The 13,818-nt window shown below is 42.4% G+C and carries 13 protein-coding genes; 12 read left to right on the top strand and 1 reads right to left on the bottom strand.

The window, feature by feature from the left end; genetic code table 11:
• Nucleotides 1-48: 48 nt before the first annotated feature.
• The 12 genes from polA (at nucleotide 49) to mqnC (ending at nucleotide 12,353) form a co-directional block, all read left to right on the top strand.
• Nucleotides 49-2,685, top strand: a complete 2,637-nt coding sequence (gene polA / locus BK582_RS10935; protein ID WP_420841226.1) for a DNA polymerase I — start codon at nucleotides 49-51, stop codon at nucleotides 2,683-2,685.
• 54 nt (nucleotides 2,686-2,739) lie between these two features.
• Nucleotides 2,740-3,567 carry a DNA-formamidopyrimidine glycosylase gene (mutM, locus tag BK582_RS10940; protein ID WP_078595069.1) on the top strand — a complete coding sequence of 276 codons (828 nt, stop codon included), beginning with the start codon at nucleotides 2,740-2,742 and terminating at the stop codon, nucleotides 3,565-3,567.
• A gap of 102 nt (nucleotides 3,568-3,669) precedes the next feature.
• Nucleotides 3,670-4,308, top strand: a complete 639-nt coding sequence (gene ytaF / locus BK582_RS10945) for a sporulation membrane protein YtaF (RefSeq protein WP_078595070.1) — start codon at nucleotides 3,670-3,672, stop codon at nucleotides 4,306-4,308.
• A 53-nt stretch (nucleotides 4,309-4,361) separates the two neighbouring features.
• Nucleotides 4,362-4,958, top strand: coding sequence for a dephospho-CoA kinase (coaE, locus tag BK582_RS10950; protein ID WP_078595071.1), 597 nt, complete (start codon nucleotides 4,362-4,364; stop codon nucleotides 4,956-4,958).
• A 77-nt stretch (nucleotides 4,959-5,035) separates the two neighbouring features.
• Nucleotides 5,036-5,293, top strand: coding sequence for a hypothetical protein (locus BK582_RS10955; RefSeq protein WP_078595072.1), 258 nt, complete (start codon nucleotides 5,036-5,038; stop codon nucleotides 5,291-5,293).
• A gap of 315 nt (nucleotides 5,294-5,608) precedes the next feature.
• Nucleotides 5,609-6,634: a glyceraldehyde-3-phosphate dehydrogenase gene (locus tag BK582_RS10960; protein ID WP_078595073.1), complete on the top strand. Its 1,026-nt coding sequence runs from the start codon at nucleotides 5,609-5,611 to the stop codon at nucleotides 6,632-6,634.
• Between the two features lie 445 nt (nucleotides 6,635-7,079).
• Nucleotides 7,080-7,466: an adenosylmethionine decarboxylase gene (gene speD / locus BK582_RS10965; RefSeq protein ID WP_078595074.1), complete on the top strand. Its 387-nt coding sequence runs from the start codon at nucleotides 7,080-7,082 to the stop codon at nucleotides 7,464-7,466.
• A 248-nt stretch (nucleotides 7,467-7,714) separates the two neighbouring features.
• The gene (locus tag BK582_RS10970; RefSeq protein WP_078595075.1) at nucleotides 7,715-8,128 is read left to right on the top strand and encodes a DUF1499 domain-containing protein; all 414 of its coding nucleotides are present in this window, start codon (nucleotides 7,715-7,717) and stop codon (nucleotides 8,126-8,128) included.
• 32 nt (nucleotides 8,129-8,160) lie between these two features.
• Nucleotides 8,161-8,625, top strand: a complete 465-nt coding sequence (gene nrdR / locus BK582_RS10975) for a transcriptional regulator NrdR (RefSeq protein WP_078595076.1) — start codon at nucleotides 8,161-8,163, stop codon at nucleotides 8,623-8,625.
• Nucleotides 8,626-8,749: 124 nt separating this feature from the next.
• Nucleotides 8,750-10,156, top strand: a complete 1,407-nt coding sequence (locus tag BK582_RS10980; RefSeq protein ID WP_078595077.1) for a DnaD domain protein — start codon at nucleotides 8,750-8,752, stop codon at nucleotides 10,154-10,156.
• A 3-nt stretch (nucleotides 10,157-10,159) separates the two neighbouring features.
• The gene (dnaI, locus tag BK582_RS10985) at nucleotides 10,160-11,095 is read left to right on the top strand and encodes a primosomal protein DnaI (RefSeq protein ID WP_078595078.1); all 936 of its coding nucleotides are present in this window, start codon (nucleotides 10,160-10,162) and stop codon (nucleotides 11,093-11,095) included.
• A gap of 148 nt (nucleotides 11,096-11,243) precedes the next feature.
• Nucleotides 11,244-12,353, top strand: coding sequence for a cyclic dehypoxanthinyl futalosine synthase (mqnC, locus tag BK582_RS10990; RefSeq protein ID WP_078595079.1), 1,110 nt, complete (start codon nucleotides 11,244-11,246; stop codon nucleotides 12,351-12,353).
• Nucleotides 12,354-13,219: 866 nt separating this feature from the next.
• Here the strand turns inward: mqnC and BK582_RS10995 are convergent.
• Nucleotides 13,220-13,768 carry a transposase gene (locus BK582_RS10995; RefSeq protein WP_078595080.1) on the bottom strand — a complete coding sequence of 183 codons (549 nt, stop codon included), beginning with the start codon at nucleotides 13,766-13,768 and terminating at the stop codon, nucleotides 13,220-13,222.
• Nucleotides 13,769-13,818 lie beyond the last annotated feature (50 nt).

The following is a 13,818-nucleotide window of genomic DNA, read 5'->3' on the forward strand; positions in this document are numbered from 1 at the left end:
TCATTCATGATAAAATAAGCTTATCTTATGAAAACGAGGTGTTTAGTTTTGAGTAAACTCGTACTTGTGGACGGTAACAGTATTGCATACCGCGCTTTTTTTGCACTGCCCCTGTTAAATAACGAAAAAGGGGTCTATACGAATGCGGTTTATGGTTTTACAACAATGCTTCTGAAAATACTCGAAGAAGAGAAGCCAACACATATGCTTGTAGCATTTGATGCGGGGAAAACAACTTTCCGGCATGATACTTATAAAAAATATAAAGGGACAAGGCAGAAGACTCCGCCGGAATTATCTGAGCAGCTGCCGGTGATCAGAGATCTTCTGAAAGCATTTAACATTCCCCATTATGAAGTGGAGAACTACGAAGCGGATGACATTATCGGTACTCTGTCGAAAAGAGCAGCTGAGGAAAATTGGAATGTGAAAATCTACAGCGGAGATAAAGACCTGCTTCAGCTTGTTACGGATAAAGTTCACGTAGCCTTAACGAGAAAAGGTATTACGAATGTAGAGACATACGATCTTGCTATGATTGACGAAAAGTATGGGATCAAACCTGAGCAGATTATCGATATGAAAGGCCTTATGGGAGACTCTTCTGACAACATTCCCGGCGTTCCGGGAGTTGGTGAGAAAACAGCGCTCAAGCTGCTCAAACAGTACGGGACGGTCGAAGCTTTGTATGAATCCCTTGATGGCGTTTCGGGGAAAAAACTCAAAGAAAAGCTGGAAGAAAATAAAGACGATGCATTTATGAGCAAGAAGCTTGCGACAATTGAAGTAAATTCTCCAGTTGATATAGAGGTTCAGAAGCTTGAACTCGGCGAACATGACAACGAAAAAATCATAAAGCTATTTAAAGAGCTGGAATTCAATTCTCTCCTCGACCGTTTTGATGGAGCTGATGAATCAGCTGTAGAGGAAGAGATGGAGGATCTTGATATTCAGATTATTGACGAAGCGAGTATGAATGAAGATATTTTTACAAGCCCGTCAGCTGTTGTGGTGGAAGTGCTTGCGGAAAACTACCATCAGGCAGAAATAGCTGGGATTTCTGTTGTGAATGAAACAGGAAATTATTTCATCTCTACAGAAACAGCAATGAAAAGCGAAGCCTTCCGCAGCTGGGCGGCGGACGAAAATAAAGAAAAATGGATTTTTGGCGCAAAGAAAGCCGTTGTTGCTCTCGGCTGGGAAGGTGTGGAATTGAACGGGATTGCATTTGACGCTCAAATTGCATCCTATCTTATCGATCCTTCCGCAAGTTCTCATGAAATGGCCGATATTGCTAAACGGAATAAAGGGATGGCTGTACAGTCTGATGAAGCAGTATATGGGAAAGGTAAGAAGCAGCAGATCCCTGAAGAATCTGTACTTGCTCAGCATCTTGTCCGAAAAGCTGCTGCTATCAGAGAATTAAAAACAAACCTTGAAAAGCAGCTCCAGGATAATGAACAATTTGATCTGTTTAATGATCTGGAAATGCCTTTGTCCGTTATATTAGGGAAAATGGAAATGAACGGTGTCAGTATTGATACAGAAGAACTGAAAGAAATGGGAAGCAGCCTTGGCGAAAAACTTGCTGAAATGGAACAGCAAATCCATGAGCTTGCAGGGGTTGAGTTTAATATCAATTCCCCTAAACAGCTTGGAGAAGTCCTGTTTGAAAAACTTAACCTTCCTGTCATTAAGAAAACAAAAACAGGCTATTCCACTTCGGCGGATGTACTTGAGAAGCTGCAGGACAAGCATGAAATTATTGAAAAAATTCTGCATTACCGCCAGTTAGGAAAATTGAATTCCACCTATATAGAAGGACTGCTTAAAGTTGTCCATAAAAAAACTGGTAAAATCCATACGATCTTTAATCAGGCGATTACCCAGACAGGAAGACTCAGTTCCACTGAGCCGAACCTTCAGAACATCCCTATTCGTCTGGAAGAAGGAAGAAAAATTCGTCATGCTTTCATCCCGGAGCAGGAGGGATCCGTTATTTTTGCAGCGGACTATTCTCAGATCGAGTTACGGGTACTGGCTCATATATCCGGTGATGAAAACCTTATAAAAGCATTTAATGAAGGAATGGATATTCATACGAAAACAGCAATGGACGTTTTCCATGTGGATGAGGATAATGTTACCTCTGATATGAGGCGGACGGCTAAAGCTGTAAACTTCGGTATTGTATACGGAATCAGTGATTATGGTCTTTCTCAAAGCCTCGGCATAACAAGGAAGGAAGCTCAGAAATTTATCGACAGATACCTTGACAGCTACCCTGGGGTAAAGGAATATATGGATCGCTCTATAGAAGACGCCAGGGAAAATGGGTACGTAACAACAATGCTGCACAGGAGAAGGTATCTCCCGGAAATAACAAGCAGAAACTTTAATTTACGCAGCTTTGCAGAACGAACAGCAATGAATACACCAATTCAGGGAAGTGCTGCGGATGTAATAAAGAAAGCAATGGTGAACATGGCTGAGGAAATGGATAAACGGGAAATGAAATCCCGCCTCCTGCTTCAGGTGCACGATGAACTGATTTTTGAAGTAGTGGAAGAAGAGCTTGAAGAAATGAAGAAGCTTGTTCCTCAGGTAATGGAAAATGCCATTGAAATTGCCGTTCCCCTTAAAGTAGATTACTCATACGGGGACACATGGTACGATGCGAAATAGTTTTCCCGGGAGATGTTACCGGAGGACGCACAAAGAAACAGAAGGTGAAAAGCTATGCCTGAACTGCCAGAAGTAGAAACAGTCAGAAGAACACTGAAAGAACTTATACTGGGCGAAAAAATTAAAGATGTAATCGTCACATGGCCGAAGATGGTTAAACATCCGGATGATGTGGAGGAATTCCGGCTTCGTTTGACAGGCCAATCTTTCCGGGACATAAACAGAAGAGGGAAATTCCTCATTTTTGAACTGGATGATGATGCTCTCGTCTCCCACTTGCGAATGGAGGGGCGGTACGGTCTGTTTCCTGCAGAGGAAGATCCTGACAAACATACACATGTCCGTTTTCTTTTTGAGAACGGAAAAGAGCTGAGATACCGTGATGTAAGGAAGTTTGGCACCATGCACTTATATCCAAAAGAAGAAGTATTTAACCATCTTCCTTTATCCCAGCTCGGGATTGAACCGTTTTCCGATGAGTTTACAGCCGGGAATCTCAGGACTGTGCTCGGAAAAACAACCCGGAAAGTTAAACCTGCTTTACTTGACCAGTGCCTTGTTGTAGGGTTAGGAAATATTTATGTGGACGAAGCATTGTTCCGTGCAGGTATACACCCGGAAAAAAAGAGTGACGAACTCTCTGAAAAAGAAATCACCCGGCTTCATAACAGTATTATTGAAACACTTACAGAAGCAGTGAAAATGGGTGGTTCCTCGATAAAAACGTACGTGAACGGACAGGGTGAGATGGGGATGTTCCAACAGACCCTGTTTGTATACGGAAGACAGGGAGAAGCCTGCAGAAGATGCGGTTCTGAGATAGTCCGTACAGTAGTTGGAGGCAGAGGAACTCATACATGCCCCGAATGTCAGGACAGCTGAGGCTTTCTGAACAAAATTAGGCATACAACCATAAATTACGTACATTGGCCGGGCCCCTCCCATATAATATCTTATCATCAAGAATGGAAGGGGCTCTTGCCTGTGGCAGCTATCTTTTCACTATTATTATTGGCGTTTGCTGTCAGTATGGACAGTTTTGGGGTCGGTTTGACTTATGGCCTGAGAAAGATGAAGCTACCGTTATATTCTCTGCTGTTAATTGCAGGCTTTTCAGCAATATCCATCTTAGTTGCAATGGGGCTTGGAAGTCTTATACTGAACTGGCTGCCTGCTTCAAATGCAGAAACATTCGGAGGAATTATTCTTATCGGAATTGGAAGCTGGGCAATCTACCAGGCATACAGACCAGCCAGAACAGAACCAAAAACGGTAAAGGAAAGGGGAACTATTTTAAATTTAGAAATCAAAAAACTTGGTATTATCATAAAAATTTTGAGAAAACCAATGGTGGCAGACCTTGACAATTCCGGAGCAATCACAGGTAAGGAGGCTTTTTTATTAGGCTTTGCCCTTTCCCTTGATGCGTTTGGCGCAGGGATCGGCGCTGCTTTAATTGGCTTTTCTCCTTTGCTTATGGCAGTCAGTGTAGGAGTAATGTGCGGCTTGTTTCTAACTCTTGGAATGAGAAGCGGATTATTTTTTTCGGACACAAAGTGGATAAAACATTTTTCGTTTATACCAGGTTTACTGCTGATATTAATCGGGGTGTGGAAATTATAATTCCGCACCTTATGCTTACATATATTCTGAAAAGTACAGGAGGAGGACGCTATATGATTATAGGTCTTACAGGCGGGATAGCAAGCGGGAAATCCACCGTGTCAGCAATGCTGAAGGAAAGAGGATACCCCGTAATTGATGCAGATATTATTGCCCGTGAGGCAGTGGACCCAGGCCAGGAGGCATACGAAAAAATAGTCCAGGCTTTCGGGGAAGAAATTCTTCATGAAGATAAATCCATCGACCGAAAAAAATTGGGCTCCGTTATATTTAATGATAAAGCTAAAAGACAAATCTTAAATGAGATTGTCCACCCCGCTGTCCGGAAAGAAATGAAAAGGCAGGCTCACGAATATAAAGAGTCAGGCTATCAGACAGTAATCATGGATATCCCCCTGCTTATTGAAAGTAATCTCCTGCATATGGTGGATAAAGTTCTCCTCGTATATGTTCCAAGATCCCTCCAGCTGGAGAGGCTGATGAAGAGGGACGGAAGCCAAAGGGAGGAAGCGGAAAGCAGGATAGCTTCCCAGCTTCCTATTGACGAGAAGAAAAGTTATGCGGACGCAATTATTTATAATGAAGGGACCATTGAAAAAACGGAGCAGCAGCTGGATGCTCTGCTCGTTCAGCTGGGGGCTTCAAAATAATTTCATGTTTGAACACAGCATGTATAAGGGCGGGGGTTTTAAGGCAAAGTAGCTGTAAAAGATAAGGAGGAGCTGCTTTGTTTAACGAAGAACTGGAAGCATATGTTAATGAAGTTAAGGAGACGATCCAGAACGCTCAGGAAGCATTGCTTGAAATAAAGATAACCAGGGAAAATGATCCATCACATTATAGTTTTGCAATGAAAGAACTTCTGAGGCTTGAAGCTAACTTTCCGGGATACTATGCTAAGGCAGGCCCGGATGAAAAAGAAATACTGCTGGAAGCAAAAGAACAACTGGAGTATACAAAAGACGTTATGGATAAAGGAATATGACATACTCAAGAAAGGACGTATAGTTCTTTCTTTTTTTGTGGGCATGTACAAGACAAAAGTTAATATTAAAGGCTATGATAAAGAGAAATGAATCCCTTAATTGCAGTGAAAGGGGCGGGCGGACTGCCCCGTTTCCTTCCGAATCTTGCGGTATTAAAGCAAACTTCCAAACATAAATCAGGATGATTTAATTAGTGTGAAAAAATTAATTAAAAAACACGAAGTTTTTTCACCTTATTAACATATTATATGTTATACTAAATGACAGATTAGGGTATATGAGTATAACATATATAGATGGAAGGGGTATCTTTAATGACTAAAATAGGTATTAATGGGTTCGGGAGAATAGGGCGAATGGTTTTCAGAAAGGCAATGAACGATCCGGAGCTTCAAATCGCTGCTATTAATGCGAGCTACCCTGCGGAAACATTAGCACATTTGATTAAATATGATACAATTCACGGACCGTTTTTCGGAGATGTCAAAGTAGAAGACGAGAAACTGATTGTGAATGGTAAAACAATTGAGCTCTTTCGAACAAGAGATCCTAAAGAGCTGCCTTGGGGAAAAATTGGCGTTGAAATCGTCGTGGAGGCGACAGGCAAGTTCAACTCCAGAGATAAAGCTGCTCTCCATCTGGAGTCGGGAGCTAAGAAAGTTGTTATTACTGCCCCTGGGAAAGACGAAGATATCACAGTTGTGTACGGAGTGAACGAACAGGAATACGACCCTGAAAAGCACCACGTCATTTCCAATGCATCATGTACTACGAACTGCCTTGCTCCAGTAGCAAAAGTTCTTAACGATAAATTCGGAATTGAATCAGGTCTCATGACTACAGTGCATTCTTATACAAACGACCAGAAAAACATAGACAACCCGCATAAAGACCTCCGCCGTGCAAGAGCATGCGGCCAGTCAATCATCCCAACTACCACGGGTGCCGCGAAAGCGCTGTCAAAAGTACTTCCGGAAATGGAAGGGAAGCTTAACGGTATGGCATTAAGGGTGCCGACTCCTAATGTTTCATTAGTTGACCTTGTAGTTGACCTTGAAAAGGATGTTACAGCTGAAGAGGTTAATGAAGTATTAAAGCAAGCGGCTGAAACTGAAATGGCCGGCATCCTGGCTTATACGGAGGAACCTCTTGTATCCATTGATTTCAACGGAAACGAAAATTCCTCCATTATTGATGGGCAGTCTACAATGGTGATTAATGACCGCCAGGTGAAAGTTCTGGCCTGGTATGACAATGAATGGGGATATTCCTGCCGTGTGGTAAACCTTATTCAGCTTGTGGCACAAAACTTAAGAAATGAATCTGGTGTCAGGGCATAACTAATCTTCAGGGAATACGCTTTGCCGAATATCAGATTTAAGAATAGATACACATTAAGACTAAAAATCATGAACGGAGGCTTTCTGTCTCCGTTTTTATTTTTTTATTCTGAAGTAACCGTTCGGTAGACTACGCCGCCAGCCATGAATAAGAGCGAAGGTGTTCAGGAGGGAAATTACAGCCGGCAGCATATTGATTAGTTCAGCTAACAATCAGCGGGGGAGGCGCCTCACTGATGGAAGTTTCACTTTATATGAAAAAAATATTGCAAAACGCCCATATAGGAAGTATACTAATTTTCGTGAACTTCGATTAAAAGCAAAAGTAGGGATAACCATTATGTAAAGGGTTAGGACCTCTCTGGACTAACTTTCCCCCAGTAATGACTATTCCTCCATGCTTTAGAAGGCATGAAATTTAATTGTGGTAAAGGGGGATTTTTTAATGGATACTATGGGACGTCACGTAATTGCCGAACTTTGGGATTGTGACATTGACAAACTAAACGACATGGAGTACATTGAGAGACTATTTGTGGATGCAGCACTTGAAGCAGGTGCCGAGGTGAGAGAAGTAGCTTTTCATAAATTCGCGCCTCATGGTGTAAGCGGAGTTGTAATTATCAGCGAATCACACTTAACAATCCATAGTTTTCCGGAGCACGGTTATGCAAGTATTGACGTGTATACGTGCGGAGACCGGATTGATCCGAATGTAGCTTCAAACTTTATAGCAAAAGCCCTTTGTGCTAAGAAAACCGAAATTGTGGAACTTCCAAGAGGAATGGGCCCAATCAAAGTTGGCCAAAGTAAAATACTGACAAACGCATAATAATAAATTCAAAGGAGGTGAAATTCACCTCCTTTTCTTAATGGTTATGTTAAAAATAATGTTGATTTTTATTGAAGACTGAATTGGTTGAAGCGAAAATCAACCTTGAATTAACATAACCATCCTAAGGGAAAATAATAATGTTTGAAGCCAGAAAGGAAACTATCGCCATTTTTGCAGAATCCGTTTTTTAGATTGAAGAAAATGCCGTTTCTTGCTATTCTTAATAGTGGTAAGGTGGGATGAAAATGGGATTTAAAGAGACAGTCCAGACAATTATCAGTAAACATACAGAAACAAAAGAAAATCATACAGATAAAGAATTACGGACGCATTATTATAAATCAACGAAAGATAAAGTAATTAAAGAAATAGAAAGCATGTTAAACCAGCGGCCTGGTTTTTCCGTATCATCCGTTTCTGAGGAACGGGGCGAAATAATAGTAAATATAAACAAAGGCAAAAAAGCGATGATGGTGGTTACTGTCATAATGGTACGGCCCTTCAGAACCGCGGTTGATTTTTCGATTGCAACTGATACAATGCTTTTTTCTGACTTTGGATACAGCCGCAAGCTCGCAGCTGAATTATATAAGGAGTTAAATAAGCGTTTAACCTTTGTAGGTACCGGTCTCGGGGACGAACTGACAAAGTCGTGGTAGCCTGCCAGAAATCCGAATGGAGATGATCGTAAATGATATGCCCAAACTGCCAGCATAACGGGACCAGAGTTTTAGATTCCAGGCCAAGCGATGAGGGGCGGTCCATTCGCCGTCGCCGTGAGTGTGAAGAATGCGGGTATCGTTTCACTACGTTCGAACGTGTAGAAAAAACACCGCTTATTGTTGTTAAAAAAGGCGGAAACCGTGAAGAATTCAGCAGAGAAAAACTTCTGCGGGGGATTATCCGTGCCTGCGAAAAAAGACCTGTGCCATTAGAAAAGCTGGAAAACATTGTCGAAACGGTGGAGAAAGATATCCGAAGCCAGGGAACTTCCGAAGTGGAAAGCCATGATATTGGGGAACAGGTAATGGAGCATCTTGCCAGCCTCGATGATGTTGCTTACGTTCGTTTTGCCTCTGTTTATCGTCAGTTTAAAGACCTTAACGTATTCGTTGATGAACTAAAAGAACTTCTTGACCGGGAAAATAAAAAATAATGATTATACATTGTAACGAAGTGGGGCGGTAACCGCTCCATTTTTCCATATAAAGTATTTTTACTACTGGCTCCATCGTGTCCTTGAGATGGGACAGCCAGACAGAAAGTATAGGTGAAAAGCATTGCACTGGAAAGAAATATTACCATCTGACCAATACATTGCGTATATGAACAGGCGGCTTCACGAAACCGACCGGGATGTACTCACATTACTGTACCAGCCGCTTATCGGTGCGACTGCTTACAGCCTCTATATGACATTGACGAGTGATGTGAGCCGTCAGCCTGGAAAACGTATTGAGCGTACACACAAAGCCTTAATGGCTTATACAGAAAAACACCTTGATGAAATTTTTAAAGAACGGAAAAAACTGGAGGCTATTGGGCTGCTGAAAGTGTTCAGAAAAAAACAAGGTGAAGAATATATCCATTATTATGAACTACAGTCTCCCTTATCTCCTGAAGAATTTTTTAACGATGACATGCTCAGTGTTTTCTTATACAACAGGCTGGGAAGCAGGGAACACTATTTGCAGTTAAGAAACACATTTAAACTTGAACGTGAGAATGGGAATGACAGGGAAAATATTACAAGATCCTTTGATGAAGTGTTCACATCAGTCCATCCTTCGGAGATTACCATTAATCCGGAAACAGAAGAAGTACTGCTGAATAAAGACAGGCTTGAGGGTGCAGCGGAAAGGGAGAGCGGCTACAAACTGGAAGGCCATGACTTTGATTTTGAATCAATGCTGGCATTTTTGCCGCCATTCGTACCGAAGGATGAAGTGAAGAAGAAGGAGAACAAGACTCTCATTCAGAGAATGGCGTTCCTCTACAAGCTTTCCCCTTCAGAAGTAAGTAAAATCATTCAGGATGCCATGATCCATACAGATGAATTAAACGGCAGTATTCTTCGTGAGCAGGCAAAGCGCCGCTACAGAATGAATGAAAGTGACCAGCCGCCTCGTCTCCATACGAAAGTTCAGCCTGAAAATCTGAGAGTACAGAAAACAGAGCCAGTAACAGAAGAAGAGATGCAGATTCACTATTTCGAAACTACTTCTCCGCTGGAATATTTGCAGGAGCAGGCTAACGGAGCAAAGGTGTATCCTGGTGATCTGGATATAATCGATCAGCTTATGTTCGAATACAAGTTAGAGCCAGGCGTCGTTAATGTTCTTCTGGAATATATTTTCATCATGCATGGAAAAAAACTGACGCGGAATTTCACCTTTAAAATTGCCAGCCACTGGAGCAGGGAAGGTATCAGGACTGTAAAAGAGGCCATGGACTTTACGAGAAAGCAATATGAGCAGACTGAGCAGAATAAACAACAAAAAGATACATCGAAGAGTACTAAAAAGGGCGCAGCAAGAAATCAGGCTGTCCGGCAGGAGCCTCTTCCTAAATGGATGGCTGATGAAGAATGGAATAAATCCGGGGAGAAGCCTGAAGATCTGGAAGAGGCTAGAAAGAAAGCAGCTCAGTTAAAAGAGATGCTGAAGAAGAAAAAACAGGGGGGATAAAAGGTGGATTCAATAGATAAGGTTCTCAAAAGCTGGACAAGTGGTAATCTGGAAGATCGTCTTGCTCTTATGACCAGAGAAATATTAAAAGATGACAGAATTCAAGCCATTTTATCCGCGCATCCTGAACTTACCCAGGAACAGCTCGAACGTGGAATGAACGAGCTTTACCAGTATAAAAAACAGATGAAAAATTGCGATCTCTGTCCGGGACTCGATGCCTGTCCTAATTTACTAAAGGGTTACGAGCCAAAGCTTTCCTTATACAGAAATGATTTTCAGCTTGGCTATCAGCCCTGCAGGCTGAAGCGGAAAGAAGAAGAGAGAAAACGTCATGCTTCACTGGTAAAAAGCCTTTATATTCCAAAGGAAATGACGGAAGCTAACTTCGATGGTTTCCACGAGGATAACACCTCCAGAATAAATGCGATGGCTAAGGCAATGGAATTTATCGTAAACGTGCAGCCAGGTGAAAATGGCAGGGGATTGTATATTTACGGGCCGTTCGGTGTGGGGAAAACCTATCTTATGGGGGCAATTGCCAATGAACTTGCTGACAGAAACATAGAAACGATGATTGTTTACACTCCTGACTTTTTCCGGGAACTGAAAAATGGTATATCAGACGGCACTTACCAGGCGAAACTGGAGGAGGTCAAGCGGGCTCCGGTTCTTATTCTGGACGACATTGGAGCGGAAACAATGTCAAACTGGGTTCGTGATGATATACTTGGTGCGTTGCTTCAGTTCAGGATGATGGAGAAACTGCCTACTTTATTTACTTCTAATTTTGACTTAGACGAGCTGGAGTACCATCTTTCCTACACGCAGAAAGGCGGAATCGAAAAGATCGACAGCCTTAAGGCGAAACGCATTATGGAAAGGATCCGTCATCTGAGCGCAACTATCGACATGAAAGGGGATAATAAGCGGGATTAACGGAATATCTTCCGCTAATCTGCCGGATTCCCATGTTTTTTACAAGCAAAATTATCTTCTTGTATGTTACGATAGAATAAGTTTAAGTTTATTAGTTGTAAGAGTCTGTAAGTTTTCCGATACTAGTTTCAAAAATGGGGGAGAGGCAATGAGTATTGATGCGATTTTAGACCGTGCCCTTAATGGAGAGCGAATCTCTGTAGAGGATGCCGTTCGTTTATATGAAAGTGATGAAATTGAAAAAATGGGTGCTGTGGCTAATGAAATCATGAAAAAATGGCATCCGGAACCAGTGACTACGTTTGTTATAGGCAGAAATGTAAACTACACAAACTTCTGCGATACATACTGTCGTTTCTGTGCTTTTTACCGGCCGCCGGGACATGAAGAAGGCTATGTACTTGATAATGAAGAGATTTTCAAGAAAATCCAGGAAACAATTGATATAGGCGGAACAGAAATTTTAATGCAGGGCGGCACAAACCCTGATCTGCCATTCAGCTACTATACTGATCTTCTCAAAGATATTAAAAAACGTTTTCCAAATATAACAATGCATTCATTTTCACCTGCAGAAATATATAAAATGGCAGAAGTTTCCGGCCTGCCGCTGGAAGAAGTACTTCGCCAGCTTCATGAAGCAGGTCTTGATTCCCTGCCAGGCGGTGGTGCCGAGATCCTCGACAACCGTACAAGAAAACGAATCAGCCGCCTCAAAGGCACGTGGGAAGAATGGATTGACTGCATGAAAACAGCTAAAAAAGTAGGCATGCATGGTACAGCCACGATGGTTATCGGCTTCGGAGAAACTTTCGAAGAGCGTGCCCTGCACTTGCAGCGTGTTCGTGATGCTCAAGATGAAACTGGCTGTTTCCTTGCATATATTTCCTGGCTCTTCCAGCCGGATAACACAAATATGAAAGCTGAAAAACTTACGCCGGAAGACTATTTGAAGAACGTTGCTATTTCCAGAATATTTCTTGATAATATTCCTAACTTCCAGTCTTCATGGGTAACAATGGGACCAGAAGTAGGCAAAAAATCCCTTTCCTTCGGCTGTAACGATTTCGGAAGCACCATGATTGAAGAAAACGTTGTTTCCGCTGCCGGGGCAACACACAAGGTTAACACCAACCTTATTCTTCGCCTGCTCCGTGAAGCTGGTAAGGTACCAGCCCAGCGTGATACAAAATACAACATCATCCGCAAATTCGAGGACGAAGAAACAGCAGAAAAAGACTTCATCATGCAAAACTAGTATTAATACAGTGAAGAACCCCCGTGCCCCCGTTGGAGGCAACGGGGGTTTTTATATACAGGTGGATGTTCGGGTGAATTTGGAAGCTTGGGTTTGGTTCATGGAACGGGGGTTCCTGGAACCGAGGTGCCAGGATAAAAAACGTAGGAAACGGAAGTAAAAAGGAGCCAGCCAACGTGGCACCCGTGAACCGGGTACGAATGAACCCGGTCCATCGGTGCCAGGTTAAGAGAGCGAGAATAAAAGAGAAAACGGGAGTAAAAAGGAGCCATCCAACGTGGCACTTGTGAACCGGGTCCAAGTGAACCCGGTCCATTGGTGCCAGGTTAAGAGCACGAGAATAAGCAAGAAAACAGGAGTAAAAAGGAGCCAGCCAACGTGGCACTTGTGAACCGGGTACGAATGAACCCGGTCCATTGGTGCCAGGTTAAGAGCACGAGAATAAACGAGAAAACGGGAGTAAAAAGGAGCCATCCAACGTGGCACCCGTGAACCGGGTACGAATGAACCCGGTCCATCGGTGCCAGGTTAAGAGCACGAGAATTAGCGAGAAAAAGGGAGTAAAAAGGAGCCAGTCAACGTGGCACTTGTGAACCGGGTACGAATGAACCCGGTCCATCAGTGCCAGGATAAGCGAGTGAGAATAAGCAAGAAAACAGGAGTAAAAAGGAGCCAGCCAACGTGGCACCCGTGAACCGGGTACGAATGAACCCGGTCCATCGGTGCCAGGTTAAGAGAATGAGAATTAGCGAGAAAAACTGAGAAAGCTGAAACATTTCAACCTGGCATTTCAATTAACCGCCCAGTATTAACCATCAACAAGTCTGCTATTTCTAATTATAAAAGAGACTTCCTGAGCTACCTTTTTAATACATACACCATTCAACATATTTTTGTTTTTTCTGGTTTTCAGACCCTGGAAAATAGTTGAGTACCGGATTCATATTCAAAAATGAAGGAGGCGGAGGTGAGTTGAAATGAAAATAATAAGAATAACTGCTCCAAGGGTAGTTTTCAGGTTTTTTTGTTATGTTAGCGTGGATTGGATTAAAGTGGATGTAGCGGCTTAAATGGAGCATGCTTCGTTGATCCGTAATAGGTTTGGCTGAAAAACGGTTTTCAAAAACTGGGCCACGAAGATTGTAAGTTTTATTAAAATGAACAGCATATAATCTGTTTAAAAAACTCATAAATTCGGTGATCAGTACTTCTTTAGACTGGAGTTGAAAGTGATAGTGGGTTTTCATGAGGCAATAGGAGGTAATGGTGACAGGGTATTTGAGTGAGGAACGTTCGACGAGCTGAATAAAAAACTGATAGTCTTCGGGTTTCCTGAATAAGCCTTCTTTTCTGTTTCCCCGGTTGTAAATGTGGTAATAGGTGTGGGGATTCCAGGATCTTTTAATTCTTCCCATGTGGTCACTCCTTTATATTTAATAAACTAAGTATTCCACATGTAATCATG

It is taken from the genome of Evansella clarkii, from assembly GCF_002019695.1.
In the GTDB taxonomy this organism is placed as follows: Bacteria; Bacillota; Bacilli; order Bacillales; family Salisediminibacteriaceae; genus Evansella; species Evansella clarkii.

What these genes read in the sequence shown, in the direction of transcription:
- mutM (WP_078595069.1), top strand. Translation starts at nt 2,740, where the DNA reads ATGCCTGAACTGCCAGAAGTAGAAACAGTCAGAAGAACACTGAAAGAA.
- coaE (WP_078595071.1), top strand. Translation starts at nt 4,362, where the DNA reads ATGATTATAGGTCTTACAGGCGGGATAGCAAGCGGGAAATCCACCGTG.
- BK582_RS10960 (WP_078595073.1), top strand. Translation starts at nt 5,609, where the DNA reads ATGACTAAAATAGGTATTAATGGGTTCGGGAGAATAGGGCGAATGGTT.
- speD (WP_078595074.1), top strand. Translation starts at nt 7,080, where the DNA reads ATGGATACTATGGGACGTCACGTAATTGCCGAACTTTGGGATTGTGAC.
- BK582_RS10970 (WP_078595075.1), top strand. Translation starts at nt 7,715, where the DNA reads ATGGGATTTAAAGAGACAGTCCAGACAATTATCAGTAAACATACAGAA.
- nrdR (WP_078595076.1), top strand. Translation starts at nt 8,161, where the DNA reads ATGATATGCCCAAACTGCCAGCATAACGGGACCAGAGTTTTAGATTCC.
- mqnC (WP_078595079.1), top strand. Translation starts at nt 11,244, where the DNA reads ATGAGTATTGATGCGATTTTAGACCGTGCCCTTAATGGAGAGCGAATC.
- BK582_RS10995 (WP_078595080.1), bottom strand. Translation starts at nt 13,768, where the DNA reads ATGGGAAGAATTAAAAGATCCTGGAATCCCCACACCTATTACCACATT.